Here is a 24,202-nt window from a genome sequence, read left to right on the forward strand (position 1 = left end):
GCGGCGACCTTGGCGGCCGCCGCCCGCGCGCTTAGCTGGCCGTCGGCGCTTTCACAGCATCGATGGCCTGAGCCAGTCCGTTGACGCTCAGCTTGAACGTCAAACCCTGTCCGGCGACCGTGTAGACGGTCGCCGTCGCGCTGGTTGCCCGCGCCAGCGTCTGGATGAAATCGGGGGCGAGGTTGGCGACCGCCTCGCAGTGCCCGGTGACGCACGAGGTGAAGGGCACCGACACCGGCTTCTCTTCGCCGAGGTTAACCACGACGCCGCGGTTGACCAGGATGCCGATGGGCGTCTGCCAGATGGCGACGAGATTGCCGCTGCCGTCGTTTCCGATCAGCCACGCGAACACCACCGACTTCGATTTCTCGTCGGTAAGCTGCTGCGAGATCGTGCACTGCTTCTTGATCGTCTGCGGATTGACGCCGCAGTTGAGCACCCAATCGCCGATCGGCTGGCCCTTCAGCACCGTCACTGGCGGCTGCGGCGGCTTGTCGGCGGAAGCGATCGCGGCGTCCGGCGACGCTGCCGCCGGTGACGACGGCCACGGCACCGGAACATTGGCGGGCAGGAAGCTCGCCAGCTTCTTCAGGAGGCGTGAGCTCTGCTCGGCAATTGCCGACGCCGGCGAGTCCGTAATCGCGGCGACCGTACCCGGCGCGCCCTGCTCCGCGGTCGAGAAGACCACGACGGCGACACCCGAGGCGATGATCAGAACGACAAAGAAAAGACTGAACAGAAAACGCACGGCTATGCACCCCACCCCGTCCGAGGGGACTGAATTCTGCCTCTGCCTCCTCTCCGCGTCTTCGCCGCGCACCCTCCGCCAGGCAGGCGCACGACGATCCCCACCCCGCTATGCGTTCGCCGGCCACACTCCCTGTCGTGCAGCCGCCGGAATTCGAGACGGCATCTGGAGCTGAAAAAAAGGAGATGCGCCCTCGGTTACGCGAAAACCAGTACCGAAGGAGTTCCAGACGCCGCCTTCCGTATGGGCAAGCCGGCGCGCCGCAAAAGCGATCCGCGCAAACTGGCTGCCGATGTTCGAGATACGAGACGTCGTGAAACGCGCGGCGACGGGCTTGGCGCCCGACAGCCGTCGCATAATCTGGAAACGATGGGGTCCCCCCGTCATCGCCCGCACGACGCCTCAAACGCATCCGGAGTCGAAACTCCGGACAACGACGCCGTGCCGCGGGCGGCGACTAACTCCACATCATCCGGTCGTGGCCTACTCCGCCCGGGAACGCGTGGTGGCGAAATTATTAGCAGCGACCGCCAACGAGTCCAGTGAAGGTTTTGCGGATGCGAGACAATCGCGATTCGTGAACAATGACAGCGGCTAAGCGAGGGCCCGCCGCAATTCGATCGCGTCGAAGAAGGCGTGACCGAGCATGGTGTTGTCGAAGATCACCCACGCTTCGGCGCTGCCCCTCACCTGCTCGGCGAGCGCGGAGATCGCCGCCGCCTCGTACTTGGACCGGTAGACCTCCGGCGACCCGTGCCAGCGCCAATACGCCAGCGCCTGCCAGCCGCCGGGCGAGCCTGCGCCGTGATGGGGCGGCGGGTCGGCGGCGATGCGCGTGACACGATGGCGGGCGAGCAGGCCATCGGCCTCGCCGGTGAACCACGAGGCGTGGCGCGGCTCGCAGGCGATCGGACCCGGGAAGCGGGCGCGGAACTCGGCAAGGAAGGCGTCCACCACCGGCGCGTCGAACAGATGCCGCGGCGCGAGCTGGACGACGAGCGGACCGAGCTTGCCGCCGAGCCCGCTCGCCTCCGACAGGAACTGATCGAGCAGCGCGCCGGCGCCGGCCAGTTTTGCCTCGTGCGTTATCGTACGCGGCAGCTTGACCGAAAAGCGGAAATCGTCCGGGACCGACGCCGCCCAGCGCTCGTATGTCTTGCGCTGATGCGAGCGGTAGAAACTCGAGTCGATCTCGACGCAGTTGAAGACAGCGGCATAGCGCTCGAGGTGCGTTCCCTTCTCCGGCGCGTGCTTGCGCTGCTCGGCGCCGAGCGACCAGCCCGCGGTGCCGATGCGCGGGCTCACGCTGCAGTGAGGATCAGCGCCGCCGCGTCCAGCTCACGCCGGCGGAAGGCGCGGGCGGCGAGCGCCTCGGCGTCCTGCCCCCACTGACTCATTTCCCATTCCTCATCGACCAGCGCCGCCGTCCACGCTTCCTCGGCGGTGAGCCGGCCGTGGGCGAGCGCCAGCCCCAGCACCGCCGATCCGGTCAGCGTCGTGATCGTGGACACCGCGGCAAGTTTCAGCGGATCGAACGCGGCAACCGCCCGCGCGATTGCCTCGATCGCCTCCGCCGGCTGCTGCACGTAGACGACGCCGGCGGCGAGGCTGAGGGACGCGCCGAGCGCCTCGCGTGCCCAGCGCACCAGCGGATCCCACTTCGCCGCCTGCATGGCGGCCAGCGCGTCCGGCGTCTCGGCGCGGTAGCAGATGAGATCGCTGCCGGCGTAGCGCACGACCTCGGCGCGCACGGCATCGAGCGCGTCGGCGACGCTGTCGATCGCAGCGTTGACGATGCGCGTCACCGGCATGGTCGAGGGATCGATGCGCTCGCCCTGCCCGCCCCACTCGGCCGCCAGCGCCTCGGCCACCACCGCGCTCGGCACCGCCAGCGGCCGGCGGCCCGGTGTCTTCACCGCGCGGCCGTCGAGCTGCAGCACGAAGCCGTCGCCTAGCGGCGCCGCTGCCGCGGTCGTGTAGAAACGCTTGGGCAGCTCCGGCCGCGCCAGCCGCTGCGCCGACTGCATCGGCCCTTCGCGCGTCTTGTCGCTCAAAGCTCGAGCATCTCGCTGGTCTGGGTGACGATCTCGTACCAGTCCTGCCGGTCCATGACGCTGGTGAGCGCCGCGATCGCGCCCTCGACACGCTCGCGCTTGCCCGAGCCGACGATCGCCACGCCGTTCGCCGGATGGCGGGCAACGAACGCCATCGCCGCCTCGGCCGGGCCGGCGAGGCCGGTGCGTTTGGCGATGTCGGTCAGCACCGCGCGGATCTTCGCAATGCGCGGCTCGTCGCTGGTGAGCAAATTGCCGCCGCCAACCGGCGACCAGATCATCGGCCGGTAGCCGCCGGCGATCGCATGATCGAAGACGCCGTTGGAGATCGGCGCCAGGTGGAGCGGCGAGAACTCGACCTGGTTGGTGATGAGCGGCGCCTTCATGCGCAACTGGAGCAGATCGAACCGCGACGGCGAGAAATTCGAGACGCCGACGTAGCGCGTCTTGCCCTCGACGATCAGCGCGTCGAGCACGCCGCCGGCCTCGTCCGGGTCCATCAGGTAGTCCGGCCGGTGCAGGAGGTAGAGGTCGACCTGATCGACGCCGAGCTTCTGCAGCGAGCGGTCCATCCAATAGCGGATGTTCTTCGCCGTGAAGTCGTAGTTGCGGAGGCGGTTGGAGGGGTAATCCGGGCTGACCCGCATGATGCCGCCCTTGGTCACGATCTCGAACTTGTCGCGCCCGACCTCCCTGATCGCACGCCCAAGGAATTCCTCCGTCGAGTACGGATGCGGGATGCCGTACGTGTTGGCGGTATCGAGCGTGGTGATGCCGCGGTCGAGCAGGAAGCGCAGGTGATCGGCAAGCTTGCCGGACGAATCGAACTGCTCCTCCGAGCGCATCGAGCCCCAAATGACGCCGGAAAACTCCGGCCCCTGCGGATGCATTTTCGCACGCCCTACCGAGCCCGATGTCGGCATCTATTCCACGCCCTCGTCGTCATCGCTGTCCCCAAGCGTCGCGTCGAAGCCCAGCAGGTTCCACGACTGCTGCATGTGCGGCGGCAGCGGCGCCGTCACGTCGAGCGTGCCGCCGTTCGACGGATGCGGGATGACGATGCGGCGCGCGTGCAGGTGCAGCTTCTTCTGGATGCCGCCGGGAAAATCCCAGCTCTCCTCGGCGGTGAAATATTTGGGATCGCCGATGATCGGATGGCCGATGTGGGCGGCGTGCGCGCGGAGCTGGTGCGTGCGGCCGGTGATCGGGCGCATCGACAGCCACGTCAGCTTCTGCCCGGCGGTCTCGACCACCGAGTAGAGCGAGATGGCGTGGCTGGAATCGTCGGCGCCGTGCTTGGCGACCTTCATCCGCTCCTCGGCCTCCTCGCGCGCCAGCCACGTCGAGATGCGCCCCTGCTTCGGCTTCGGCACGCCCACCACCAGCGCCCAGTAGATCTTGCGCGTCGAGCGCGTGCGGAACGACGCGGTGAGCTTCTGCGCGGCCAGCCGCGTGCGCGCCACCACCAGCACGCCGCTGGTGTCGCGGTCGAGGCGATGGACCAGCCGCGGCTTCTGCCCCTTGCGGTCGCGGAAGGCTTCCAGCATCCCGTCGACGTGCTTGGTCAGGCCCGAGCCGCCCTGCACGGCGAGGCCCTGCGGCTTGTTGAAGACGAAGACGTCGTCGTCCTCGTAGAGGATCATCGCGCGGAGCGCGGCGGCATCGCTGGTCGGACGCTTGGGCTTTTTCGCCTCTCCGTCTTTCCTCGCCTCGCCGTCATCCCGGCGAAAGCCGGGATCCAGCGACGTCGTCTCATCGTCCTCGTCGCGCGCTGGACCCCGGCTTTCGCCGGGGTGACGAGGGATGGCGGGATTACGAGCGGGAGGAGCATCGCCCTTGCTCTCGCGCAAGATCCCGCCAAGCCCGCCGGTGCCCAGCGGCGGCACGCGCACCGACTGGCCGACCGCCAGCCGCGCGTTCGTCTTCACCCGGCCGCCATCGACGCGGACCTGGCCGGAGCGCAGCAGCTTCTGCAGGTGGCCGAACGACAGCTCCGGGTAATGCGTCTTGAACCAGCGGTCCAAACGCATGCCGGCTTCGTCCGATTCGACGGTTCGTGTTTCGAGCGTGGCCATAGGGGGCTTCTGTTGAAGCGCCAGCCTATAGCATCAGGAGAGCGTCCTGACGACCCAAAGCCCGGCGAAAAGCGCCGCCAGCGACAGCCCGACCGAGGCGACGACGTAAAGCGCGGCCGTGCCCGTCGCGCCGCGCTCCCACAGGGTCGCCGTATCCAGCGAAAACGCGGAAAACGTGGTGAACCCGCCGAGGAAGCCGGTGGTGAGCAGCAGGCGCGCATGCTGCGACCAGCTTTCGCCCGCCCGGAACGCCAGCCAGCCGGCGATCAGCCCCATGGCGAGCGACCCCACGACGTTGACGATGAACGTCCCCCACGGGAAATCGGCGCCGAGCCGCCCGGCCGTCATGTTGACGCCGTGACGGGCGACGGAGCCAAGCCCGCCGCCGAGGAACACCAGCACGATCTGGAACATTGCTAGGCCGCCTGCGGCACCGGCATGTGCTGCGCAAGCTTCACGAGGTGCGACTTGGGCAGGCCGCACTCGGCCGCCGAGGCGACCAGGTAGCCGACGTACTGCGGCGACGGCAGCCCGGGGTTTGCCGTCGGCACCGCAACGTAGACCTCCGCCACCACGGCGCGCTCGTCCGCCGTCTCGACACGAACCGTGATGCGGTTGAACTGGTTGAGCGCGCGGTCGCGCCGCTTGTCGTAGCCCTCGCGCTCGTCGAGGCGCTGGATGTCGGTGCCGTCGAGCTCGTAGAGCGCGCCCCACACGCTTTCGCTCATCGACGGCTCGATGCTGATCACCGCGCAATCGCGGATGACCGAGCGCCGCGGAAAGCAGACGCGGTACCCGTCGAGCTTCGCCGTCGAGACGAACTGCGCGTCCGGGCAGCGCAACTGCATCTGGAGCAGGTCGAGATTCGACCCGTAAGCAAAATAGTACATGTCCGCCGCATCCCCTCGTCCAACGCCATCATTGGGCCGTTGGGACGCGGGTTGCACGGGCGAAAAAACGCCCTGTGGATGACCTGTTGAAAACTTCGCCGGCTAGGCGGTCCTCACCGCCTGCAGGCCGGCGATGCAAGCCTTAGGCAGACCATGGAATTCCGCCCCGTCAATGATCGATTGCAGGTAGGCCCGCGAAGGCAGTGCGTCCGTTCCGTCGGGTACGGCGAAATAGGCCATCGCCTTGACCGCTTCCGAGCCACCTAGCCGCAAGGCCGTGACTTCGCGGATGATTCGCTCGTTGCGCGCCACCGGCGCCTGCGGGTCGTAGCCCTCGTGATAATTGAGTACCGGCAGGTCGTTCGGCGGGATTTCGTAGAGCACCCCCCACACCGCATGGCCGGCTGCCGGCTCGATGCTCGCCGTCGCACACTGCCGCTCGCGCGAGAAGCGCGGAAAGCACAGGCGATAATCCATCACCCGCGCCACGCCGATCGTCCGGAACTCCGGGCACCGCTGCGACATCAGCCCGGGGTTCATGTTGGCGCCGTAGGCGAACAGGATCACGGCTGGCCGCGCTCCTTGCGAAGCTTCGCCCAGTAATCCAGCCGCTTGCGGATTTCGCGTTCGAAGCCGCGGTCGGGCGGGTCATAGAACTGCCGCCGGCCGAGCTGCTCGGGGAAATAATTCTGGCCCGAGAAGGAGTCCGGTTCGTCCGGATCGTAGCGGTAGCCCGAGCCGTAGCCTTCCGACTTCATCAGGTTGGTCGGCGCGTTGAGGATGATCTTGGGCGGCGTCAGCGAGCCGTGCTCCTTGGCCGTCGCCTGCGCCGCGCCGAAGGCTTTGTAGACCGCGATCGATTTCGGCGCGGTGGCGAGATAGACGGCGGCCTCCGCTAGCGCCAGTTCGCCCTCGGGCGAGCCGAGGTAGTCGAACGCGTCCTTGGCGGCGAGCGCGACGACCAGCGCCTGCGGATCGGCGAGGCCGATGTCCTCCATCGCCATCCGCACCAGGCGGCGGCCGATGTAGAGCGGCTGCTCGCCGGCATCGAGCATGCGCGCCAGATAGTAGAGCGCCGCGTCGGGATCGGAGCCGCGCACCGACTTATGCAGCGCCGAGATCAGATTGTAGTGGCCGTCCTGGCTCTTGTCGTAGAGCGGCGCGCGGCGCTGGACGATGGTCTGCAGTTGCTCGGGCGTGAAGATTTCACCGGGCCGCGCGGCGCGCCAGACTTCTTCGGCGAGCGTCAGCGCGGCGCGGCCATCGGCGTCGGCCATGCCGATCAGCATGCCGCGCGCCTGATCGTCGAGCGGCAGCGGACGCGCCTCGATCTCCTCGGCGCGCGCCAGAAGCTTGGCGATCGCCTCCTCGTCGAGCGGCTTGAAGACCAGCACGCGGGCGCGCGACAGGAGCGCGGCGTTGAGCTCGAACGACGGATTCTCGGTCGTGGCGCCGACCAGCGTCACCGTCCCGTCCTCCATTACCGGCAGGAACGAGTCGAGCTGGGCGCGATTGAAGCGATGGATCTCGTCGACGAACAGCAGCGTCCCCTGCCCCGCCTGCCGCCGCCCGCGCGCCACCTCGAACACCTTTTTGAGGTCAGCGACGCCGGAAAATACGGCCGAGATCTGCTCGAAATGGAGATCGGTCTCGCGCGCCAGCAGCCGCGCCACCGTCGTCTTGCCGGTGCCGGGCGGCCCCCAGAAGATCAGCGAGCCGAGCGACCCGGTCGAGAGCATCCGCGTGATGACGCCGTCGGGACCGAGCAGATGATCCTGCCCGACGACGTCGGCGAGCCGCTCCGGGCGGAGACGGTCGGCGAGCGGCCGCGGCGCCGCCTTTTCCAGTCCCGCCGCCTCGAAGAGCGACATCGCGCCGCCTATCCCGCCATGCGCAGGCGGATGGCGCGGCCGTCGCGTTTCACCGTCAGGTCGAAGTAGCGCCGCTTCTCGGACACCGCGTCCTCCAGCGCCTTTGTCGAGTCGATCGTCGTGCCGTTGACGTCGGCGATGACGTCGCCGCGCGCGAAGCCGGCCTCCTGCGCGTTCGACCCTTCGGCAACGTCGCCGACGATGACGCCGCCGGTGCCGCCGTCGTAGTTCAGCTCCTCCGCCACCGCCGGCGACAGGTTGAGCACCGTCAGCCCGGCGAACGCCGTGTCGCCGCCGATCAGGCGTTTGTCACGCGGCGGCACCTCGGGCGCCGCCTCCAGCGCCACTGTCGCGGTGTAGCGCTTGCCGTCGCGAATGACGCCAAGCTTGGTCTCGCCGCCGAGCGGCTTGGTGGCGAGGCGATAGGTCAGCGCGCCCAGATCGTCGACGGTTTCCCCGTCGATCGAGGTGACCAGGTCGCCGACCTTCATGCCGGCCGCCGCCGCCGGCCCGACCGGGGCGACCGAGGCGACGAGCACGCCGCTCGGCGTGTCGAGCTTGAGGCTGGCGGCGAGTTCCGCCGTCACGCTCTGCAACTCGGCACCGAGCCATGGCCGCCGCGGCGCCGCGCCGCTTGCCGCGGCGGACGTGACCGCGCGCACCAGATTGGAGGGGATGGCGAAGCCGATGCCGGACGAGGCGCCGGACGGCGACACGATCATGCGGTTGATGCCGATCAGCCGGCCCTGCATATCGACCAGCGCGCCGCCCGAGTTGCCCGGGTTGATGGCCGCGTCGGTCTGGATGAAGTACTGGTCCTCCGACGGGCTGCCCGGCACGCGCGCGAATGCCGAGACAATGCCGCTGGTCACCGTCTGACCGACGCCGAAGGGATCACCGACCGCCAGCACGAGGTCGCCGACCTCGACCTGATCGGAGTTGGCGAATTCAATGACCGGCAGCGTGCCGGCATTGCCCTTGATCTTCAGCACCGCCAGATCGGAGCGCTCGTCCTTCAGCACGATGTCGGCGGCGAACTCGCGCTTGTCGGAGAGCGCGACCTTCACCTCGTCGGCCTGCTGGATGACGTGGAAGTTTGTCACGATCAGCCCATCGGCGCTGATGATGACACCGGAGCCCAGCGAGCGCTGCACGCGCGTGTTGGTCTGCCCGCCGAACGGATCGCCGAAGAACTGGCGGAAGAACGGATCGGAGAAGAACGGCGACGTCTGCTGCTGGATGGTGCGCGAGGCGTAGACGTTGACCACCGCCGGCGACACGCGCTTGACCACCGGCGCGAACGACAACTGCATGTCGCCCGCACTCGCCGGCACCTGGCGCTCGGCCGCCAAGGCGCCCGCGGCGAGCGGCACGACGAGAAGCGAAAGACCGACGAGGAGTTTGGCCAGCATGCGATTCCTGCCCTGTTACGCGCCCGCTTGTCCGTAACGGGAATGCTACACCAATTGCGGCAGCGGCGAGGCAGTTCGCCTACACCGGGGCGTCACGTTGACCGTTTAGGCTAACGCCGGTTTCCAGCGTTTTCGCATTTTGTTCCGGCAAGGTTCAAGCGGTGCAGCCAGCCATGCGATCGATCCGGCGCCTCCTCGCCCCCGCGGCCCTGACGCTGGCGCTCTGCCTCGCCGCGGTCCGCCCGGCACCCGCCGCCGACGACACCGACGCATTTGTAACCGAGTACCGCGCCTGGGCCGTCGCGGTCCTCACGGCCGTCCACGCCGACACGACGCACGACCAGGATCGGCGGGCGACCTTCGCCGTCCACGAAGACCCGACGAAATACGTGAGGTGCACCTTCCTCGCCGCGGACACGCGCATCCGCTGCGACGCCTCCTCGGGCTACTACACCGCGCCCGCCGGCCAGCCGCGCAAGTATCGTCTCGGCAAGGACCTTCGCGACGCCCTCTATGCGCTGGGCTTCGACCTCGACGACTCCGAAGGCGACTTCCAGACGTTCATCCCGATGACGGGCGCGGACGACATCGCCACCGCCGCCGACGTGGCCTTGCGCACTCTGCACGACATCTACGGCGCCACGAACATCGACGTCGACGCGCCGATCGCGCCGCCGCAGGTGCAGCCGCTGGCGCCGGCGAAATAAAACGCGCGCAGAAGTTGCCTCGGAGCGCGGGACAAGAATATCGTTCTTGTTACGTTCTCATGGCGACCGGCGACAAATATCGCTCTCCTGATCCTGCAGATGGCGCCGGTAACGTCGGTTCGCGCCGATGAACTTGGTGCGTTTGTGGAGCGCTACCGATGTGAAGTGACGGCGCGTCTCGCGATCATTCACGCGACGCCGCCACGGATTCCCGATCGCTTCATCGCGCTGGCAGTGCGCGCCTGGCGCCGGATATGTTCAGTGTCGTGGCCCCGCTCGCCCGCGTGCTCGGCGATCGCCTGCGGACCTGCGCCACAGGCGGATAAGCACGAACAGAAAAGGCGGCCGAAGCCGCCTTTTCGCAAAATCGATGAAGACCTGAAACTTACGCGTTCGCCTCGGCCGGGACGCCCTGCTCGACGCGTTCCGCCGCGTGGCGGGCCTTGTCGGCCGACCCCTTGGCTTCGACGTCGCGATCGACGAACTCGATCACCGCCACCGCCGCGTTGTCGCCATGGCGGAAGCCCGCCTTGAGCACGCGGGTGTAGCCGCCCGAGCGCGCCTTGTAGCGCGGACCGAGCGTGTCGAAGAGCTTCTTGACCGAACCGATGTCGCGGATCTCCGAGACCGCCAGGCGGCGGGCATGGAGGTCGCCGCGCTTGGCGAGCGTCACCAGCTTCTCGACGATCGGGCGCAGGTCCTTCGCCTTGGGGAGCGTCGTGACGATCTGCTCGTGCTGGATCAGCGAGGACGCGAGATTCGCGAACATCGCCTTCCGGTGGCTGGCCGTGCGGCTGAACCGGCGACCCTTCTTTCCGTGCATCATGTCACGTCATCCTCAAGTAAACCCCGGCCGAAGCCGGCGGTACTAGTAGTGGTCTTCGTAGCGCTTGGCCAGTTCGTCGATGTTTTCCGGCGGCCAGTTCGGAACTTCCATCCCGAGGTGCAGGCCCATCTGCGCCAGCACTTCCTTGATCTCGTTGAGCGACTTGCGGCCGAAGTTCGGGGTGCGCAGCATCTCGGCTTCGGTCTTCTGGATGAGGTCGCCGATGTAGACGATGTTGTCGTTCTTCAGGCAGTTGGCCGAACGCACCGACAGCTCCAGCTCGTCGACCTTCTTGAGCAGCGCCGGGTTGAAGGCGAGCTCGGGGATCGCGACCTCGGTGGTGACCTTGGCCGGCTCGTCGAAGTTGACGAACACCGAAAGCTGGTCCTGCAGGATGCGCGCGGCGTAGGCCACCGCATCCTCGGCGCGGATCGAGCCGTCGGTCTCCACGCTGAGCGTCAGCTTGTCGTAGTCGAGCACCTGGCCTTCGCGCGTGTTCTCGACGCGGTAGGAGACCTTCTTCACCGGCGAGTACAGGCTGTCGACCGGGATGAGCCCGATCGGCGCGTCTTCCGGCCGGTTGCGGTCGGCGGTGACGTAGCCCTTGCCGGTATCGACCGTGAACTCCATGCGGATCTCGGCGCCTTCGTCGAGGGTGCACAGCACCAGCGACGGGTTGAGCACCTCGATGTCGGAGACGGTCTGGATGTCGCCGGCGGTGACGACGCCCGGGCCCTGCTTGCGCACGACCATGCGCTTCGGACCCTCGCCCTGCATCTTGAGGGCGATCTCCTTGATGTTGAGGACGATATCGGTGACGTCCTCGCGGACGCCCGCGATCGACGAGAATTCATGCAGCACGCCGTCGATCTGGACGGCCTTGACGGCGGCGCCCTGGAGCGAGGAGAGCAGCACGCGGCGGAGCGCATTGCCGAGCGTCATGCCGAAGCCGCGCTCGAGCGGCTCGGCAACGACGGTGGCGAAACGCCGGGCGTCGTTGCTGCCCGGCGAGATTTCGAGCTTGTTCGGCTTGATCAGCTCTTGCCAGTTTTTCTGGATGGTCATGAGCCTGTCCTTTCAATGAGGAGCCGCCGGTCATTGGCGGTTCGCGGCCGCGCCATCAGACGGAGCCGCGTGAAACTGAAAACTCTAACGCTGTGTCCTAGACGCGGCGGCGCTTGCGCGGCCGGCAGCCGTTGTGCGCGATCGGCGTCACGTCGCGGATCGAGGTGATGGTGAAGCCCGCGGCCTGCAGCGCGCGCAGCGCCGACTCGCGGCCCGAACCGGGACCGGAGACCTCGACCTCGAGCGTCTTCATGCCGTGCTCGGTCGCCTTCTTGCCGGCATCTTCCGCCGCCATCTGCGCCGCGTACGGCGTCGACTTGCGCGAGCCCTTGAAGCCCATCAGGCCGGCCGAGGACCACGAGATCGTGTTCCCCTGCGCGTCGGTGATGGTGATCATCGTGTTGTTGAAGCTGGAGTTCACGTGCGCCACGCCCGACGTGATGTTCTTTCGCTCGCGGCGGCGTACGCGGGTAGCATCCTTGCCCATTTCTCGTCCTTAGCTTTCGATCTCAACACCGCCGTAGTGCCAGCGGCTACATCTCGTGGCATCCGGCAGCAGGCATCCGGCAGTCGTGCTGCCGATTGCCGGATGCCTGTTGCCGTTACTTCTTCTTGCCGGCGATCGCGCGGGCCGGGCCCTTGCGCGTGCGCGCGTTGGTGTGGGTGCGCTGGCCGCGCACCGGCAGGCCGCGGCGATGGCGCAGGCCGCGGTAGCAGCCGAGGTCCATCAGCCGCTTGATGTTGATCGCCACCTCGCGACGAAGGTCGCCTTCGACGAGGAAGTCGCGGTCGATCATTTCGCGAATCTGGACGACTTCGGCGTCGGTCAACTGGTTGGTGCGCCGCTCCGCCGGAATCTTCACCGCCTCGACGATCTTCTTCGCCGCCGCCGGGCCGATGCCGTGGATGTACTGCAGCGCGATGATGACGCGCTTGTTGGTCGGGATATTGACGCCTGCGATGCGGGCCAAGGCCTGTCTCTCCACCTGTCAAGCCGCTGAAAACACGGCCTAAAACGCACAATACGGCCCCGGTTACCCCAAAAGGCCACCGGCACCGCAAGGCTTATCTTGCAGAATTGTGCCGGGTAGATAGCGATTCCGCCCTGCCCCGTCAACTGGGGCGCGAGCCGTTTACCCTTGTTTTCCGGCCCCCGCGGCGGCTTTCAGCACCCCCGCGATCGCCGCCGTCACTTCGTCCATCGTTCCCATGCCGTCCACCTGGGAAAGGGCGCCCTTCCCGCGGTAGTAGTCGGCAACCGGCGCGGTCTGCTTCCGGTAGACCGCGATCCGGTTATGGAGGGTCGCGGCGTTGTCGTCCGCCCGCGCCCCGCCTGTCTGTTTTGCCCGGTTTTCGATGCGGTCCTTGAGCATCCCCTCATCGACCGCGATCTCGATAACCCGGTCGAGGTGCAGCCCCCGACCTTTCAAAAGCCCGTCCAGCGCCTCGGCCTGCGCCACCGTGCGCGGGAAGCCGTCGAGGATGAATCCCCGCGCCGCGTCCGGCTTGGCGATGCGATCCGAGATGATCTCGACCATCACATCGTCCGGCACGAGGTCGCCGCGATCCATGATCGCCTTCGCCCGCACGCCGACTTCCGTGCCCGCCGCAGTCGCCGCGCGCAGCATGTCGCCGGTCGAAAGCTGCACGATGCCGTGCTGCTTCACCAGCCGCTCGGCCTGGGTACCCTTCCCCGCGCCGGGCGGCCCGAGCAGCACCAGCCTCATCGCGTCCGGCCCTTGAGCTTCGACTTGCGCACGAGGCCCTCGTACTGATGCGCCAAAAGGTGACCCTGGACCTGCGCCACCGTGTCGAGCGTGACGCTCACCACGATCAGCAGCGAGGTGCCGCCGAAGACGAACGGCACGCCGGTGGCGTTGATCAGGATCTCGGGCAGCAGACAGACGGCCACGAGGTACAGCGCGCCGAGCACCGTGATGCGCGTCAGCACGTAGTCGATGTAGTCGGCGGTGTTCTTGCCCGGGCGGATACCGGGAATAAAGCCGCCGTGCTTCTTGAGATTGTCGGCCGTGTCAGCCGGGCTGAACACCACCGCGGTATAGAAGAACGAGAAGAAGATGATCATGGCGGCGTAGAGCGTCATGTACAGCGGCTGGCCGTTGCCGAGCAGCGCCGTGATGGTGCCGAGCCAGGACGGCCCGGCGCCCGCCGTGAAGTTGGCGATCGTGACCGGCACGAGCAGCAGCGAGGACGCGAAGATCGGCGGAATGACGCCCGAGGTGTTGAGCTTCAGCGGCAGATGCGAAGCCTCGCCCTGGAACATGCGGTTGCCGACCTGCCGCTTGGGATACTGGATGAGCAGCCGGCGCTGGGCGCGCTCGACGAACACGATGAACGCCACGACGCCGATTGCCAGGATGCCGACGGCGAGGATGACGATCGGCGACAGCGCGCCTTCGCGGCCGAGTTCCAGCGTGCCGGTGATGGCATGCGGCAGGTTCGCCACGATGCCCGAGAAGATGATCAGCGACAGGCCGTTGCCGATGCCGCGCGCCGTGATCTGCTCGCCGAGCCACATCAGGAACATCGTGCCGCCGGTCAGCGTCACCACCGTCGTAAAGACGAAGAACAGGCCGGGATGGACGACAATGTTGTTGCCGCCCGACAGGCCGACGGCGATGGCGTACGACTGCACCGCGGCCAGGACCACCGTGCCGTAGCGCGTGTACTGGTTGATGACCTTGCGGCCCGACTCGCCTTCCTTCTTCAGCGCGTCGAGCGTCGGAATGATCGACGTCATGAGCTGCATGATGATCGAGGCGGAGATGTACGGCATGACGCCGAGGGCAAAGATCGCCATGCGGCCGACAGCGCCGCCGGCGAACATGTTGAACATGCCGATGATGCCGCTCTGGTTGGCGGTGAACGCCGCCGCCAGCGCATCGAGGTTGATGCCCGGGATCGGGATGTAGGTGCCGAGGCGATAGATCAGCAGCGCGCCGAGCGTGAACCAGATGCGCTTCTTCAGCGCCTCGGCCTTGGCGAAGGCGCCGAAGTTGAGGTTGGCTGCGAGTTGTTCTGCCGCCGATGCCATGATCGCTCCGTTCCGGCCCTACCCGCTTAGGCCGACTGCTGCTTCTCTGCCTTCGCCCCTACGATGGTCACCGATCCGCCCGCCTTTTCGATGGCCGCGGCTGCCGGTTTCGACACGCCCTCGACCTCGAACTTCACGCTCGCCGTGATCTCGCCGTTGCCCAGGATGCGCACGCCGTGGCGCGCCTTCGAGATGATGCCGGCTTCCTTCAGCACCGCGGCGGTAACCGTCGCCTTGCCGTCGAGCTTGCCGGCGTCGATCGCCTTCTGCACGGTGCCGATCGAGACTTCGTTGTAGTGCAGGGCAAAGATGTTGTTGAAGCCGCGCTTCGGCAAGCGGCGATGCAGCGGCATCTGGCCACCCTCGAAGCCCTTGATCGCAACGCCGGTGCGGGCCTTCTGGCCCTTGACGCCGCGCCCGCCGGTCTTGCCCTTGCCCGAACCGATGCCGCGTCCGACGCGGATGCGATCCTTGGTGGAGCCGGGACGGTCGGCCAACTCGTTGAGTTTCATCGGACTGTTTCCCTACGCCTCGTCGACGACGCGAACGAGATGCTGAACCTTGGCGATCATGCCGCGGACCGACGGCGTGTCGGCGAGCGTCGAGCGGCGGCGGATGCGGTTGAGGCCGAGCCCGATCAGCGTCGAGCGCTGATCTTCCGGCCGCCGGTTGGGGCTGCCGGTCTGCTCGACCGTGATCGTCTTGCCGGTGATGGGCTTGCGGGCCCCGGTTGTCTGCCTGCCCATGACTACGCCTCCACCGTCTCGGCGGTGGCGTCGAAGTCGCGGCGGCGCGACTGCAGCGTCGACACCTTGATGCCGCGGCGAGCCGCCACGCCACGCGGGCTGTCTTCGTTGGTCAGCGCGTTGAAGGTCGCGCGCACCATGTTGTAGGGGTTCGACGAGCCGAACGACTTGGCGACGACGTCCTGGACGCCCAGCGTCTCGAACACGGCGCGCATCGGGCCGCCGGCGATGATGCCGGTGCCGGGAGGGGCAGCGCGGCAGACCACCTTGCCGGCGCCATGACGGCCGTTCACATCGTGGTGAAGCGTGCGCCCTTCGCGCAACGGCACGCGGATCAGCGCGCGCTTGGCGGCTTCCGTCGCCTTGCGGATCGCTTCCGGAACTTCGCGCGCCTTGCCGTGACCGAAGCCGACGCGGCCCTTCTGGTCGCCGACGACGACGAGCGCGGCGAAGCCGAAGCGCCGGCCGCCCTTCACCACCTTGGCGACACGGTTGATGTGGACGAGCTTGTCGACGAACTCGCTGTCTTCGCGATCGCGACCGCCGCGTTCACCCCGTTCGCGCTGCTGTGGTTCTCTTGCCATTGTGTCTGTCCGATATCGTTGTCTGGGTGGCCTTAATCAAGGGCGATCAGAAATTGAGGCCGCCCTCACGGGCCCCGTCGGCCAGCGCCTTCACGCGGCCGTGAAAGAGATAGCGGCCGCGGTCGAAGACCACGTCCTTGACGCCGGCCTTGGTGGCGCGCTCGGCGAGGAGCTTGCCGACCGCGGTCGCGGCAGCGACGTCCGCGCCGCTCTTCAAGGTCGTCTTGAGCTCGGCCTCGCGCGAGGAGGCGGCGGCGAGCGTCTTGCCGGCGACGTCGTCGATCACCTGCGCGTAGATGTACTTCGACGAGCGGAAGATCGAGAGACGGACGCGCCCGTGCGACGCCTTCTTGACGGCGGCACGGACACGGAAAATGCGGCGATCGGTATTGGTGAGAGCCATGGCGGTTACTTCTTCTTGCCTTCCTTGCGGAAGATGTACTCGTCGGAATATTTCACGCCCTTGCCCTTGTAGGGCTCCGGCTTGCGGTACTGGCGGATCTCGGCGGCGACCTGGCCGACCTTCTGCTTGTCGGCGCCGGTGATCACGATCTCGGTCGGCTTCGGCACTTCGATCTTGATGCCGGCCGGCACCACGTACAGCACGTCGTGGCTATAGCCGAGGTTGAGCTGCAGGTTCTTGCCGGCGAGCGCCGCGCGGAAACCGACGCCGTTGATCTCGAGCTTGCGCTCGAAGCCGGTGGTGACGCCCTTCATCAGGTTCGACACCATCGTGCGCGACATGCCCCAGGCCGAACGCGCCTTCTTGGTCTCGTTCACCGGCTCGATCGCGATCTTGCCGTCGGCGAACGTGACGTGCACGTCGTCGTTGGCGAGGAACGACAGCTCGCCCTTCGGCCCTTTGACCGTCACCGACTGGCCGTTGACGTTGGCCGTCACGCCCTTCGGAACCGATACTGACTTCTTGCCAATTCGCGACATCTTGCCAAACCCGATTCTTGTTTCGCTCCTCCCGCGCTTAGAACACGCGGCAGAGCACCTCGCCGCCGACGTTCTGGTCGCGCGCCTCGGCATCCGACATGACGCCCTTCGGCGTCGACAGGATGGAGACGCCAAGGCCGTTGTTGACCCGCGGAATGTTCTTCACCGAGGCGTAGACCCGGCGGCCCGGGCGCGAGATGCGCTCGATATCGCGGATCACCGGCTCGCCGTCGTAATACTTGAGCTCGATGTCGAACTCGGAACGGCCGTTGTCGAGCTCGGTGGTCGAGTAGCCGCGGATGTAGCCTTCCGACTGCAGCACGTCGAGCACGTTGCGGCGGAGCTGCGAGCCCGGCGTCGAAACCTTCGAGCTCTTGCGCATCTGCGCGTTGCGGATGCGGGTGAGCATATCGCCCAGTGGATCAGACATCGTCATCGTTGTCGCTCCTACCAGCTCGACTTCACGAGGCCGGGGATCATGCCGTTGTTGCCGAGATCGCGCAGCGCGATACGCGACACCCGAAGCTTGCGGTAGACGCCGCGCGGCCGGCCGCTGACTTCGCAGCGGTTGCGGATGCGCACCGCCGAAGAGTTGCGCGGCATCTCGGCGAGCTTGAGGCGCGCCGCGAACTGATCCTCCTGGCTGAGGCTCTTGTCCTTGGCGCGCGCCTTCAGTTCGGCGCGCTTGCCGGCGAGCCGAGCGGTCAGCTTGCGGCGGTGGTTGTTCTTCTCGATCGAGCTTTTCTTTGCCATCAGGCTTGTCCTACTGGCGGAACGGGAAATCGAAGGCCTTGAGCAGCGCACGCGCTTCGTCGTCGCTCTTGGCCGTCGTGCAAACGATAACGTCCATGCCCCAGATCTCATCTACGTCGTCGTAGTTGATCTCCGGGAACACGATGTGCTCCTTGATGCCCATGGCGAAGTTGCCGCGCCCGTCGAAGCTCTTCGGGTTGAGGCCGCGGAAATCGCGCACCCGCGGCAGCGCCACGTTCACCAGGCGGTCGAGGAACTCGTACATGCGCTCGCGACGCAGCGTCACGCGCCCGCCGATCGCCATGTTGTCGCGCAGCTTGAAGGTGGCGATCGACTTCCGCGACTTGGTCACCGCCGGCTTCTGGCCGGCGATCTTGGCGAGATCGGCGAGCGCCGACACCACCTTCTTGGAATCGTTCACCGCCTCGCCGACGCCCATGTTGAGCACGACCTTGTCGATGCGCGGCACTTCGAGCGCGTTCTTGTAGCCGAACTGCTTCACCATCGCCGGACGGATCGTGTCCGTGTAGACGGTCTTGAGGCGCGGCGTGTATTCGGTATCAGCCATCGATCGTGTCTCCCGTCCGCTTGGCAAAGCGGACCTTGCGACCGTCGTCGGTAACGCGGAACCCGACCCGGGTCGCCTTGCCGCTCGAATCGGTCAGCGCAATGTTCGAAATGTGGATGGGCAGTTCCTTGGTGATGATGCCGCCCTGGGCGCTCGCCGTCTGCCGCTGATGCTTGCGCACCACGTTGACGCCGCGCACCACCGCACGCGACTCCGTCGGCAGCACGCGCAGCACTTCGCCGGTCTTGCCCTTGTCGCGGCCGGCAATGACGAGGACGTTGTCGCCCTTGCGAATACGCGCGGCCATTACAGCACCTCCGGAGCGAGCGAGATGATCTTCATGTGGTTCTTGGCGCGAAGCTCGCGCGGCACCGGTCCGAAGATGCGGGTGCCGACCGGCTCCGACTGATTGTTGATGAGCACCGCGGCGTTGCGGTCGAAGCGGATGACCGAGCCGTCGGCGCGGCGGATGTCCTTGGCGGTGCGCACGACGACCGCCTTCATGACGTCGCCCTTCTTCACCCGGCCGCGCGGGATCGCTTCCTTGACCGACACGACGATGATGTCGCCGACCGAGGCATACTTCCGCTTGGAGCCACCGAGCACCTTGATGCACATGACGCGGCGGGCGCCGGAATTATCCGCCACATCGAGGTTGGTCTGCATCTGGATCATGTCAGTCTACTCTTCTCTATCCCCTGCCCGGCCGCGTTCGCGTTCGGGAGCCTTACTTCGTTGCCGCCTGGTCGAGCACGACCCAGCGCTTGTTCTTCGAGATCGGCACGCTCTCCTGGATGGAGACCGTCTCGCCGACCTTGTGCTTATTCTCCGCGTCGTGCGCGTGGTACTTCTTCGACCGCCGGATCGTCTTCTTCAGCACCGGGTGCGTGAAGCGGCGCTCGACCAGGACGACGATGGTCTTGTCGTTCTTGTCGCTGACGACGGTGCCCTGCAGGACGCGTTTCGGCATTGTCTTACTTACCCTTCGTCTTCTTCTTCGCGGCAGCCTTCACCGGCTGCTTCGCGGGCTGCGACGCGATCGTGGCGAGCCGCGCGATGTCGCGGCGGACCTGGCGAACGCGCGCCGTGTTCTCGAGCTGGCCGCTCGCCCGCTGGAAGCGCAGGTTGAACTGCTCCTTCTTCAGGCGATCGATCTCCTCGACCTGCTGGTCGGCGGTCATCAACCGGATGTCTGCGGCCTTCATCGTCTTCTTCCCTTAGTCAGCGATACGCTGAACGAAACGCGTGCGGATCGGCAGCTTGGCGGCGCCGAGGCGCAGCGCCTCGCGCGCCAGCTCCACCGGCACGCCGTCGATCTCGAACATGATGCGGCCGGGCTTGACGCGCGCCGCCCAGAATTCCGGCGTGCCCTTGCCCTTGCCCATGCGCACTTCGGTCGGCTTCTTCGACACCGGCACGTCCGGGAACACGCGAATCCAGACGCGGCCGGAACGCTTCATCTCGCGCGTGATCGCGCGGCGGGCCGCCTCGATCTGGCGCGCGGTGACGCGCTCGGGCTCGAGCGCGCGCAGGCCGAACGAGCCGAACGTCAGCTCGGCGGCCGAGGTCGCGGTGCCGTGGATGCGGCCCTTGAACTGCTTGCGGAACTTGGTGCGCTTTGGCTGCAGCATCGCTCTTCTCTCTTAGGCCCGCTCGCCGGCCGGCTCGCGGCGGCGCTGCCCGCCGCCCTGGTCGGCCGCTTCCGCCTGACGGCGCTCGGACGCCATCGGGTCGTGTTCCATGATCTCGCCCTTGAACACCCAGACCTTGACGCCGCAGGTGCCGTAGGCCGTGTTCGCCGTCGCCGAGCCGTAGTCGACGTCGGCGCGCAGCGTGTGCAGCGGCACGCGGCCTTCGCGATACCACTCCGTGCGCGCGATCTCGGCGCCGCCGAGACGGCCGCCGCAGGTGATCTTGATGCCTTCCGCGCCGAGACGCATGGCCGACTGCACCGAGCGCTTCATGGCGCGGCGGAAAGCGATACGGCGCTCGAGCTGCTGCGCGATCGAGGCGGCGACCAGCGCCGCGTCGATCTCGGGCTTGCGCACCTCGACGATGTTGATGTGCACTTCCGAGTTGGTCATCGAGGCGACCATCTTGCGGAGCTTCTCGATGTCGGCGCCCTTCTTGCCGATGACGATGCCCGGACGCGCCGAGTGGATCGTGACGCGCGCCTTCTTGTGCGGACGCTCGATGACGATCTTCGACACCGCCGCCTGCTTCAGCTCTTCCATCAGAGCCTTGCGGATCTTGATGTCCTCGTGGAGCAGCTTGCCGTACTCGCCCTTGTTGGCGAACCAGCGCGAATCCCACGTCCGGTTGATGCCGAGGCGCAGCCCGATCGGATTTATCTTCTGGCCCATCAGGCAGTCTCCTCGACTTCGCGCACGACGATCGTCAGGTGCGAGAATTTCTTGTGGATCGAACCGACGCGGCCACGCGCGCGCGGCGTCCAGCGCTTCAAGACGAGCGACTTGCCGACGTGGGCTTCCGCCACGACCAGCGAGTCGACGTCGAGCTGATGGTTGTTCTCGGCATTGGCGACCGCCGACTCCAGCGTCTTCTTCACGTCGCGCGCGATGCGCTTGTGCGAGAAGGTGAGCTCGGCGAGCGCCGTCGCGACCTTCTTGCCGCGGATCAGTTGCGCGACGAGATTCAGCTTCTGCGGCGAGATACGGATCGTGCTGGTGCGCGCCCGTGCCTCGGTGGCCGTCAACGGCCGTTCGCGTTTCGGCTTGCTCATGATGCGGCCGGCGCCCTTTTCGCTTTCTTGTCCCCGGCGGTGTGGCCATGGAACGACCGCGTCGGCGCAAACTCGCCGAACTTGTGGCCGACCATGTCTTCGTTGACCAGCACCGGGATGTGCTTCGTGCCGTTGTAGACGCCGAACGTCAGGCCGACGAACTGCGGCAGGATGGTCGAGCGGCGGCTCCACATCTTGATGACGTCGCTGCGACCGCTGCCACGCGCCTTGTCCGCCTTGCGGAGCAAGTAGCCGTCGACGAACGGACCTTTCCAGACTGAACGAGTCACGATCAGTTTCTCCGACTAGCCTTTGCGCGCATGACGGCTGCGCGCGATGAACTTGTTCGTCCGCTTGTTAGTGCGGGTCTTCTTGCCCTTGGTCGGCTTGCCCCACGGGGTGACCGGGTGGCGGCCGCCCGAGGTGCGGCCTTCGCCGCCGCCGAGCGGATGGTCGACCGGGTTCATCGCAACGCCGCGGACGGACGGCATCTTGCCCTTCCAGCGGTTGCGGCCGGCCTTGCCGATATTCTCGTTGCCGTGGTCCGGGTTCGATACCGCACCGACGGTCGCCATGCAGTTCTGGTGCACCAGGCGCTGCTCGCCCGACTGCAGGCGCAGGATGGCGTAGCCCTGCTCGCGCCCGACGTACTGGGCGTAGGTGCCGGCGGAACGTGCTATCTGCCCGCCCGCGCCCGGCTTCATCTCGATGTTGTGCACGATAGTGCCGACCGGCATCGCCGAGAGCGGCATCGCGTTGCCCGGCTTCACGTCCGCGGCCTTCGACGACACGATGGTGTCGCCCGGCGCCAGGCGCTGCGGCGCCAGGATGTAGCTGAGCTCGCCGTCGGCATATTTCACCAGCGCGATGAAGGCCGTGCGGTTCGGGTCGTACTCGAGCCGCTGAACGGTCGCCAGCACGTCGAGCTTGCGACGCTTGAAGTCGACCAGGCGGTAGGCGCGCTTGTGTCCGCCGCCGCGCCAGCGGACGGTGACCCGGCCGGCGTTGTTGCGCCCGCCGGTCGAATGCTTGCCCTCGACCAGACCCTTGACCGGCTTGCCCTTGTAGAGGTGCGAGCGGTCGACCAGCACCAGCTCGCGCTGGGAGGGGGTCGTCGGCTTGTAGGTTTTGAGTGCCATCGCTCTACCCTTACAGACCCGTCGTCACGTCGATCATCTGGCCTTCGACCAGCGTCACGATCGCGCGCTTGGTGTCGCCGGTACGGCCGGCGATGCCACGGAAGCGCTTGTTCTTGCCCTTGCGGATCAGCGTGTTGACGCTCTTCACCTTGACCTTGAAGAGCGCCTCGACGGCTGCCTTGATCTGCGGCTTGGTCGCCGAAGGAGCGACCTGGAAGATCACCTTGTTGTGCTCCGAAACCGCGGTCGACTTTTCGGTGATGACCGGGCGGCGGATGACGTCGTAGTGGCTGAGCGTAATCATTTGAACCGCTCCGTCAGCGCGTCGAACGCGGCCTTGGTCAGGACCAGCGTGTCGCGGCGCAGGATGTCGTAGACGTTGATGCCCTGCACCGGCAGCACGTCGATCGCCGGGATGTTGCGGGCGGCGAGCGCGAAGTTCGGCTCCACCGTCGCCCCGTCGATGATCAGCGCGCTTGAGAAGCCGAGCTTCTTGAACTGGCCGGCGAGCGCCTTGGTCTTGGCTTCCTTGACCTTGGTGTCGGCGATGACGATCAGCTTGTCGCCCTTCGCCTTGTCGGAGAGCGCCAGCTTCAGCGCCAGCGCGCGCACCTTCTTGGTCAGGCCGTGCGCATGGCTGCGCACCACCGGACCGAAGGCCCTGCCGCCGCCACGGAACTGCGGTGCCGACTTGGCGCCGTGGCGGGCGCGGCCGGTGCCCTTCTGGGCGTACATCTTCTTGGTCGTGGCCGAAATCTCGCCGCGCATCTTGGTCTTGTGGTTGCCGAGCTGCCGCTTGGACAACTGGTAGCGAACCATGCGCTGCAGGATGTCGGCACGCGGCTCCAGCCCGAAAATCTCGTCCGGCAGGGACACCGTGTCGCCGGCCTTGCCGTCGAGCGTCGTGATCTTGAGATCCATCACTCGGCTCCCTTGGCTTCAGTAGCATCGGCCGCCGGAGCAGCCGCGGCGGCTTCCGCCGCCTTGCGGATCGCGCCCGGCTTCGGGGCTTCCTTCGGCAGCGCGCGCTTGACCGCGTCGCGGACGTAGATCCAGCCGCCCTTGGCGCCCGGCACCGAGCCCTCGATCATGATCAGGCCGCGACCGAGGTCGGTCTTCACGACCTTGAGGTTCTGCGTCGTGACCCGCTCGTCGCCCATGTGGCCGGCCATCTTCTTGCCCTTGAACACCTTGCCGGGGTCCTGGCGCTGGCCGGTCGAGCCGGCGACACGGTGCGACAGCGAGTTGCCGTGCGTCGCGCGACCGCCGCCGAAGTTCCAGCGCTTCATGACGCCCTGGAAGCCCTTGCCGATCGAGGTCCCCGTCACATCGACGAACTGCCCGACGACGAAGTGCTCGACGGTCAATTCGGCGCCGACGTCGATGAGGTTGTCCGGCGATACGCGGAACTCGGCGACCTTCCGCTTCGGCTCGACGGAAGCCTTGGCGAAGTGGCCGCGGAGCGCCTTCGGCACGCCGCGAACCTTGCGCAGGCCGACACCGAGCTGAACGGCGGCATAGCCGTTCTTCTCGACGGTGCGCTGCGCCACCACCTGGCAATTATCGACCTTGAGCACGGTGACGCCGACCTGCTCGCCGCCGTCCGTGAAGACGCGGGTCATGCCGACCTTCTGTGCGATCAAACCTGAACGCATTGGCGTTTCTCGTTTCCTTGCCCGGCCTAGAGCTTGATCTCGACGTCGACGCCCGCGGCGAGGTCGAGCTTCATCAGCGCGTCCACGGTCTGCGGTGTCGGGTCGACGATGTCCAAAAGGCGCTTGTGCGTGCGCATCTCGAACTGCTCGCGGCTCTTCTTATCGACGTGGGGCGAGCGGTTGACGGTGAACTTCTCGATCCGGGTCGGCAGCGGCACGGGCCCGCGCACGCGTGCGCCGGTCCGCTTGGCGGTATTGACGATCTCACGCGTCGACGCATCGAGGATGCGGTGGTCGAACGCCTTGAGCCGGATACGGATATTCTGGCCGTTCATTTTTTCTCTCGTCCGTCATGGCCGGGAATTCGCT

General features: G+C 66.8%; 38 protein-coding genes. 1 reads left to right on the forward strand and 37 read right to left on the reverse strand.

Going from position 1 to position 24,202, the window contains the following annotated elements; genetic code table 11:
• Nucleotides 1-31: 31 nt before the first annotated feature.
• The 10 genes from WDM94_11100 to WDM94_11145 form a co-directional block, all read right to left on the reverse strand.
• A complete protein-coding gene (locus WDM94_11100) occupies nucleotides 32-748 on the reverse strand; it encodes an invasion associated locus B family protein (protein ID MEJ0013148.1) in 717 nt (238 codons plus the stop codon).
• Between the two features lie 594 nt (nucleotides 749-1,342).
• The gene (locus tag WDM94_11105; GenBank protein ID MEJ0013149.1) at nucleotides 1,343-2,053 is read right to left on the reverse strand and encodes a DUF72 domain-containing protein; all 711 of its coding nucleotides are present in this window, start codon (nucleotides 2,051-2,053) and stop codon (nucleotides 1,343-1,345) included.
• A complete protein-coding gene (locus WDM94_11110; GenBank protein MEJ0013150.1) occupies nucleotides 2,050-2,802 on the reverse strand; it encodes an ATP12 family protein in 753 nt (250 codons plus the stop codon). Before WDM94_11110 ends, WDM94_11105 begins: the two co-directional genes overlap by 4 nt.
• Entirely contained in the window at nucleotides 2,799-3,692 is an 894-nt protein-coding gene (locus WDM94_11115) for an aldo/keto reductase (protein MEJ0013151.1), read from the reverse strand. Before WDM94_11115 ends, WDM94_11110 begins: the two co-directional genes overlap by 4 nt.
• 33 nt (nucleotides 3,693-3,725) lie before the next feature.
• Nucleotides 3,726-4,877 carry an RluA family pseudouridine synthase gene (locus WDM94_11120; protein ID MEJ0013152.1) on the reverse strand — a complete coding sequence of 384 codons (1,152 nt, stop codon included), beginning with the start codon at nucleotides 4,875-4,877 and terminating at the stop codon, nucleotides 3,726-3,728.
• Between the two features lie 33 nt (nucleotides 4,878-4,910).
• Nucleotides 4,911-5,291, reverse strand: a complete 381-nt coding sequence (crcB, locus tag WDM94_11125) for a fluoride efflux transporter CrcB (protein ID MEJ0013153.1) — start codon at nucleotides 5,289-5,291, stop codon at nucleotides 4,911-4,913.
• Between the two features lie 2 nt (nucleotides 5,292-5,293).
• On the reverse strand, nucleotides 5,294-5,767 hold the full coding sequence (locus WDM94_11130) for a gamma-glutamylcyclotransferase family protein (protein ID MEJ0013154.1): 474 nt from the start codon (nucleotides 5,765-5,767) through the stop codon (nucleotides 5,294-5,296).
• A gap of 102 nt (nucleotides 5,768-5,869) precedes the next feature.
• Complete coding sequence (locus WDM94_11135; protein MEJ0013155.1) at nucleotides 5,870-6,334, reverse strand: gamma-glutamylcyclotransferase family protein; 465 nt, start codon at nucleotides 6,332-6,334, stop codon at nucleotides 5,870-5,872.
• The gene (locus WDM94_11140) at nucleotides 6,331-7,638 is read right to left on the reverse strand and encodes a replication-associated recombination protein A (GenBank protein ID MEJ0013156.1); all 1,308 of its coding nucleotides are present in this window, start codon (nucleotides 7,636-7,638) and stop codon (nucleotides 6,331-6,333) included. Before WDM94_11140 ends, WDM94_11135 begins: the two co-directional genes overlap by 4 nt.
• A gap of 8 nt (nucleotides 7,639-7,646) precedes the next feature.
• On the reverse strand, nucleotides 7,647-9,050 hold the full coding sequence (locus WDM94_11145) for a Do family serine endopeptidase (protein ID MEJ0013157.1): 1,404 nt from the start codon (nucleotides 9,048-9,050) through the stop codon (nucleotides 7,647-7,649).
• A gap of 173 nt (nucleotides 9,051-9,223) precedes the next feature.
• Between WDM94_11145 and WDM94_11150 the strand changes: the two genes are divergently transcribed.
• On the forward strand, nucleotides 9,224-9,757 hold the full coding sequence (locus WDM94_11150) for a hypothetical protein (protein MEJ0013158.1): 534 nt from the start codon (nucleotides 9,224-9,226) through the stop codon (nucleotides 9,755-9,757).
• Between the two features lie 385 nt (nucleotides 9,758-10,142).
• Here WDM94_11150 and rplQ read toward each other — a convergent pair whose 3' ends face one another.
• The 27 genes from rplQ to rpsJ all read right to left on the reverse strand — a co-directional run bounded on the left by rplQ (nucleotide 10,143) and on the right by rpsJ (nucleotide 24,168).
• The gene (gene rplQ / locus WDM94_11155) at nucleotides 10,143-10,583 is read right to left on the reverse strand and encodes a 50S ribosomal protein L17 (protein MEJ0013159.1); all 441 of its coding nucleotides are present in this window, start codon (nucleotides 10,581-10,583) and stop codon (nucleotides 10,143-10,145) included.
• Between the two features lie 42 nt (nucleotides 10,584-10,625).
• Entirely contained in the window at nucleotides 10,626-11,648 is a 1,023-nt protein-coding gene (locus tag WDM94_11160; GenBank protein MEJ0013160.1) for a DNA-directed RNA polymerase subunit alpha, read from the reverse strand.
• 97 nt (nucleotides 11,649-11,745) lie between these two features.
• A complete protein-coding gene (rpsK, locus tag WDM94_11165) occupies nucleotides 11,746-12,135 on the reverse strand; it encodes a 30S ribosomal protein S11 (GenBank protein ID MEJ0013161.1) in 390 nt (129 codons plus the stop codon).
• A gap of 115 nt (nucleotides 12,136-12,250) precedes the next feature.
• On the reverse strand, nucleotides 12,251-12,619 hold the full coding sequence (gene rpsM, locus WDM94_11170) for a 30S ribosomal protein S13 (GenBank protein MEJ0013162.1): 369 nt from the start codon (nucleotides 12,617-12,619) through the stop codon (nucleotides 12,251-12,253).
• A 162-nt stretch (nucleotides 12,620-12,781) separates the two neighbouring features.
• On the reverse strand, nucleotides 12,782-13,375 hold the full coding sequence (locus WDM94_11175; protein MEJ0013163.1) for an adenylate kinase: 594 nt from the start codon (nucleotides 13,373-13,375) through the stop codon (nucleotides 12,782-12,784).
• A complete protein-coding gene (gene secY, locus WDM94_11180) occupies nucleotides 13,372-14,703 on the reverse strand; it encodes a preprotein translocase subunit SecY (GenBank protein MEJ0013164.1) in 1,332 nt (443 codons plus the stop codon). Before secY ends, WDM94_11175 begins: the two co-directional genes overlap by 4 nt.
• 26 nt (nucleotides 14,704-14,729) lie before the next feature.
• Nucleotides 14,730-15,215, reverse strand: a complete 486-nt coding sequence (gene rplO, locus WDM94_11185) for a 50S ribosomal protein L15 (protein ID MEJ0013165.1) — start codon at nucleotides 15,213-15,215, stop codon at nucleotides 14,730-14,732.
• A 12-nt stretch (nucleotides 15,216-15,227) separates the two neighbouring features.
• Nucleotides 15,228-15,449, reverse strand: a complete 222-nt coding sequence (gene rpmD, locus WDM94_11190) for a 50S ribosomal protein L30 (GenBank protein ID MEJ0013166.1) — start codon at nucleotides 15,447-15,449, stop codon at nucleotides 15,228-15,230.
• Between the two features lie 2 nt (nucleotides 15,450-15,451).
• On the reverse strand, nucleotides 15,452-16,033 hold the full coding sequence (gene rpsE, locus WDM94_11195; protein ID MEJ0013167.1) for a 30S ribosomal protein S5: 582 nt from the start codon (nucleotides 16,031-16,033) through the stop codon (nucleotides 15,452-15,454).
• A gap of 46 nt (nucleotides 16,034-16,079) precedes the next feature.
• The gene (gene rplR, locus WDM94_11200) at nucleotides 16,080-16,436 is read right to left on the reverse strand and encodes a 50S ribosomal protein L18 (GenBank protein ID MEJ0013168.1); all 357 of its coding nucleotides are present in this window, start codon (nucleotides 16,434-16,436) and stop codon (nucleotides 16,080-16,082) included.
• Nucleotides 16,437-16,441: 5 nt separating this feature from the next.
• Entirely contained in the window at nucleotides 16,442-16,975 is a 534-nt protein-coding gene (gene rplF, locus WDM94_11205; GenBank protein MEJ0013169.1) for a 50S ribosomal protein L6, read from the reverse strand.
• A 37-nt stretch (nucleotides 16,976-17,012) separates the two neighbouring features.
• On the reverse strand, nucleotides 17,013-17,411 hold the full coding sequence (rpsH, locus tag WDM94_11210; protein MEJ0013170.1) for a 30S ribosomal protein S8: 399 nt from the start codon (nucleotides 17,409-17,411) through the stop codon (nucleotides 17,013-17,015).
• 11 nt (nucleotides 17,412-17,422) lie between these two features.
• Nucleotides 17,423-17,728 (reverse strand): 30S ribosomal protein S14, encoded by a 306-nt coding sequence (gene rpsN / locus WDM94_11215; GenBank protein ID MEJ0013171.1) that lies wholly within the window; start codon nucleotides 17,726-17,728, stop codon nucleotides 17,423-17,425.
• Nucleotides 17,729-17,738: 10 nt separating this feature from the next.
• Nucleotides 17,739-18,296 carry a 50S ribosomal protein L5 gene (rplE, locus tag WDM94_11220; GenBank protein MEJ0013172.1) on the reverse strand — a complete coding sequence of 186 codons (558 nt, stop codon included), beginning with the start codon at nucleotides 18,294-18,296 and terminating at the stop codon, nucleotides 17,739-17,741.
• Complete coding sequence (gene rplX / locus WDM94_11225) at nucleotides 18,289-18,603, reverse strand: 50S ribosomal protein L24 (protein ID MEJ0013173.1); 315 nt, start codon at nucleotides 18,601-18,603, stop codon at nucleotides 18,289-18,291. The genes rplE and rplX overlap by 8 nt, the downstream gene beginning before the upstream one ends.
• Complete coding sequence (rplN, locus tag WDM94_11230) at nucleotides 18,603-18,971, reverse strand: 50S ribosomal protein L14 (GenBank protein MEJ0013174.1); 369 nt, start codon at nucleotides 18,969-18,971, stop codon at nucleotides 18,603-18,605. Before rplN ends, rplX begins: the two co-directional genes overlap by 1 nt.
• Nucleotides 18,972-19,023: 52 nt before the next feature.
• The gene (gene rpsQ / locus WDM94_11235) at nucleotides 19,024-19,266 is read right to left on the reverse strand and encodes a 30S ribosomal protein S17 (protein ID MEJ0013175.1); all 243 of its coding nucleotides are present in this window, start codon (nucleotides 19,264-19,266) and stop codon (nucleotides 19,024-19,026) included.
• 4 nt (nucleotides 19,267-19,270) lie between these two features.
• Complete coding sequence (gene rpmC / locus WDM94_11240) at nucleotides 19,271-19,501, reverse strand: 50S ribosomal protein L29 (GenBank protein ID MEJ0013176.1); 231 nt, start codon at nucleotides 19,499-19,501, stop codon at nucleotides 19,271-19,273.
• Between the two features lie 12 nt (nucleotides 19,502-19,513).
• A complete protein-coding gene (gene rplP / locus WDM94_11245) occupies nucleotides 19,514-19,927 on the reverse strand; it encodes a 50S ribosomal protein L16 (protein ID MEJ0013177.1) in 414 nt (137 codons plus the stop codon).
• A 12-nt stretch (nucleotides 19,928-19,939) separates the two neighbouring features.
• Nucleotides 19,940-20,659, reverse strand: a complete 720-nt coding sequence (rpsC, locus tag WDM94_11250; GenBank protein MEJ0013178.1) for a 30S ribosomal protein S3 — start codon at nucleotides 20,657-20,659, stop codon at nucleotides 19,940-19,942.
• A complete protein-coding gene (gene rplV, locus WDM94_11255) occupies nucleotides 20,659-21,039 on the reverse strand; it encodes a 50S ribosomal protein L22 (protein ID MEJ0013179.1) in 381 nt (126 codons plus the stop codon). Before rplV ends, rpsC begins: the two co-directional genes overlap by 1 nt.
• Nucleotides 21,036-21,329 (reverse strand): 30S ribosomal protein S19, encoded by a 294-nt coding sequence (rpsS, locus tag WDM94_11260; GenBank protein MEJ0013180.1) that lies wholly within the window; start codon nucleotides 21,327-21,329, stop codon nucleotides 21,036-21,038. The genes rplV and rpsS overlap by 4 nt, the downstream gene beginning before the upstream one ends.
• A gap of 15 nt (nucleotides 21,330-21,344) precedes the next feature.
• Nucleotides 21,345-22,178, reverse strand: a complete 834-nt coding sequence (gene rplB, locus WDM94_11265; protein MEJ0013181.1) for a 50S ribosomal protein L2 — start codon at nucleotides 22,176-22,178, stop codon at nucleotides 21,345-21,347.
• Nucleotides 22,179-22,188: 10 nt separating this feature from the next.
• Nucleotides 22,189-22,482 carry a 50S ribosomal protein L23 gene (locus WDM94_11270; GenBank protein ID MEJ0013182.1) on the reverse strand — a complete coding sequence of 98 codons (294 nt, stop codon included), beginning with the start codon at nucleotides 22,480-22,482 and terminating at the stop codon, nucleotides 22,189-22,191.
• Nucleotides 22,479-23,099, reverse strand: coding sequence for a 50S ribosomal protein L4 (rplD, locus tag WDM94_11275; GenBank protein MEJ0013183.1), 621 nt, complete (start codon nucleotides 23,097-23,099; stop codon nucleotides 22,479-22,481). Before rplD ends, WDM94_11270 begins: the two co-directional genes overlap by 4 nt.
• Entirely contained in the window at nucleotides 23,099-23,833 is a 735-nt protein-coding gene (gene rplC, locus WDM94_11280; protein MEJ0013184.1) for a 50S ribosomal protein L3, read from the reverse strand. The genes rplD and rplC overlap by 1 nt, the downstream gene beginning before the upstream one ends.
• 26 nt (nucleotides 23,834-23,859) lie before the next feature.
• The gene (gene rpsJ, locus WDM94_11285) at nucleotides 23,860-24,168 is read right to left on the reverse strand and encodes a 30S ribosomal protein S10 (GenBank protein ID MEJ0013185.1); all 309 of its coding nucleotides are present in this window, start codon (nucleotides 24,166-24,168) and stop codon (nucleotides 23,860-23,862) included.
• Nucleotides 24,169-24,202 lie beyond the last annotated feature (34 nt).

The sequence above is a fragment of the Bauldia sp. genome (assembly GCA_037200845.1).
GTDB lineage: Bacteria > Pseudomonadota > Alphaproteobacteria > Rhizobiales > Kaistiaceae > DASZQY01.

What these genes read in the sequence shown, in the direction of transcription:
- WDM94_11115 (MEJ0013151.1), bottom strand. Translation starts at nt 3,692, where the DNA reads ATGCATCCGCAGGGGCCGGAGTTTTCCGGCGTCATTTGGGGCTCGATG.
- WDM94_11120 (MEJ0013152.1), bottom strand. Translation starts at nt 4,877, where the DNA reads ATGGCCACGCTCGAAACACGAACCGTCGAATCGGACGAAGCCGGCATG.
- crcB (MEJ0013153.1), bottom strand. Translation starts at nt 5,291, where the DNA reads ATGTTCCAGATCGTGCTGGTGTTCCTCGGCGGCGGGCTTGGCTCCGTC.
- WDM94_11130 (MEJ0013154.1), bottom strand. Translation starts at nt 5,767, where the DNA reads ATGTACTATTTTGCTTACGGGTCGAATCTCGACCTGCTCCAGATGCAG.
- WDM94_11140 (MEJ0013156.1), bottom strand. Translation starts at nt 7,638, where the DNA reads ATGTCGCTCTTCGAGGCGGCGGGACTGGAAAAGGCGGCGCCGCGGCCG.
- WDM94_11145 (MEJ0013157.1), bottom strand. Translation starts at nt 9,050, where the DNA reads ATGCTGGCCAAACTCCTCGTCGGTCTTTCGCTTCTCGTCGTGCCGCTC.
- WDM94_11150 (MEJ0013158.1), top strand. Translation starts at nt 9,224, where the DNA reads ATGCGATCGATCCGGCGCCTCCTCGCCCCCGCGGCCCTGACGCTGGCG.
- rplQ (MEJ0013159.1), bottom strand. Translation starts at nt 10,583, where the DNA reads ATGATGCACGGAAAGAAGGGTCGCCGGTTCAGCCGCACGGCCAGCCAC.
- WDM94_11160 (MEJ0013160.1), bottom strand. Translation starts at nt 11,648, where the DNA reads ATGACCATCCAGAAAAACTGGCAAGAGCTGATCAAGCCGAACAAGCTC.
- rpsK (MEJ0013161.1), bottom strand. Translation starts at nt 12,135, where the DNA reads ATGGGCAAGGATGCTACCCGCGTACGCCGCCGCGAGCGAAAGAACATC.
- WDM94_11175 (MEJ0013163.1), bottom strand. Translation starts at nt 13,375, where the DNA reads ATGAGGCTGGTGCTGCTCGGGCCGCCCGGCGCGGGGAAGGGTACCCAG.
- secY (MEJ0013164.1), bottom strand. Translation starts at nt 14,703, where the DNA reads ATGGCATCGGCGGCAGAACAACTCGCAGCCAACCTCAACTTCGGCGCC.
- rplO (MEJ0013165.1), bottom strand. Translation starts at nt 15,215, where the DNA reads ATGAAACTCAACGAGTTGGCCGACCGTCCCGGCTCCACCAAGGATCGC.
- rpmD (MEJ0013166.1), bottom strand. Translation starts at nt 15,449, where the DNA reads ATGGGCAGGCAGACAACCGGGGCCCGCAAGCCCATCACCGGCAAGACG.
- rpsE (MEJ0013167.1), bottom strand. Translation starts at nt 16,033, where the DNA reads ATGGCAAGAGAACCACAGCAGCGCGAACGGGGTGAACGCGGCGGTCGC.
- rplR (MEJ0013168.1), bottom strand. Translation starts at nt 16,436, where the DNA reads ATGGCTCTCACCAATACCGATCGCCGCATTTTCCGTGTCCGTGCCGCC.
- rplF (MEJ0013169.1), bottom strand. Translation starts at nt 16,975, where the DNA reads ATGTCGCGAATTGGCAAGAAGTCAGTATCGGTTCCGAAGGGCGTGACG.
- rpsH (MEJ0013170.1), bottom strand. Translation starts at nt 17,411, where the DNA reads ATGACGATGTCTGATCCACTGGGCGATATGCTCACCCGCATCCGCAAC.
- rpsN (MEJ0013171.1), bottom strand. Translation starts at nt 17,728, where the DNA reads ATGGCAAAGAAAAGCTCGATCGAGAAGAACAACCACCGCCGCAAGCTG.
- rplE (MEJ0013172.1), bottom strand. Translation starts at nt 18,296, where the DNA reads ATGGCTGATACCGAATACACGCCGCGCCTCAAGACCGTCTACACGGAC.
- rplX (MEJ0013173.1), bottom strand. Translation starts at nt 18,603, where the DNA reads ATGGCCGCGCGTATTCGCAAGGGCGACAACGTCCTCGTCATTGCCGGC.
- rplN (MEJ0013174.1), bottom strand. Translation starts at nt 18,971, where the DNA reads ATGATCCAGATGCAGACCAACCTCGATGTGGCGGATAATTCCGGCGCC.
- rpsQ (MEJ0013175.1), bottom strand. Translation starts at nt 19,266, where the DNA reads ATGCCGAAACGCGTCCTGCAGGGCACCGTCGTCAGCGACAAGAACGAC.
- rpmC (MEJ0013176.1), bottom strand. Translation starts at nt 19,501, where the DNA reads ATGAAGGCCGCAGACATCCGGTTGATGACCGCCGACCAGCAGGTCGAG.
- rplP (MEJ0013177.1), bottom strand. Translation starts at nt 19,927, where the DNA reads ATGCTGCAGCCAAAGCGCACCAAGTTCCGCAAGCAGTTCAAGGGCCGC.
- rpsC (MEJ0013178.1), bottom strand. Translation starts at nt 20,659, where the DNA reads ATGGGCCAGAAGATAAATCCGATCGGGCTGCGCCTCGGCATCAACCGG.
- rplV (MEJ0013179.1), bottom strand. Translation starts at nt 21,039, where the DNA reads ATGAGCAAGCCGAAACGCGAACGGCCGTTGACGGCCACCGAGGCACGG.
- rplB (MEJ0013181.1), bottom strand. Translation starts at nt 22,178, where the DNA reads ATGGCACTCAAAACCTACAAGCCGACGACCCCCTCCCAGCGCGAGCTG.
- WDM94_11270 (MEJ0013182.1), bottom strand. Translation starts at nt 22,482, where the DNA reads ATGATTACGCTCAGCCACTACGACGTCATCCGCCGCCCGGTCATCACC.
- rplD (MEJ0013183.1), bottom strand. Translation starts at nt 23,099, where the DNA reads ATGGATCTCAAGATCACGACGCTCGACGGCAAGGCCGGCGACACGGTG.
- rplC (MEJ0013184.1), bottom strand. Translation starts at nt 23,833, where the DNA reads ATGCGTTCAGGTTTGATCGCACAGAAGGTCGGCATGACCCGCGTCTTC.
- rpsJ (MEJ0013185.1), bottom strand. Translation starts at nt 24,168, where the DNA reads ATGAACGGCCAGAATATCCGTATCCGGCTCAAGGCGTTCGACCACCGC.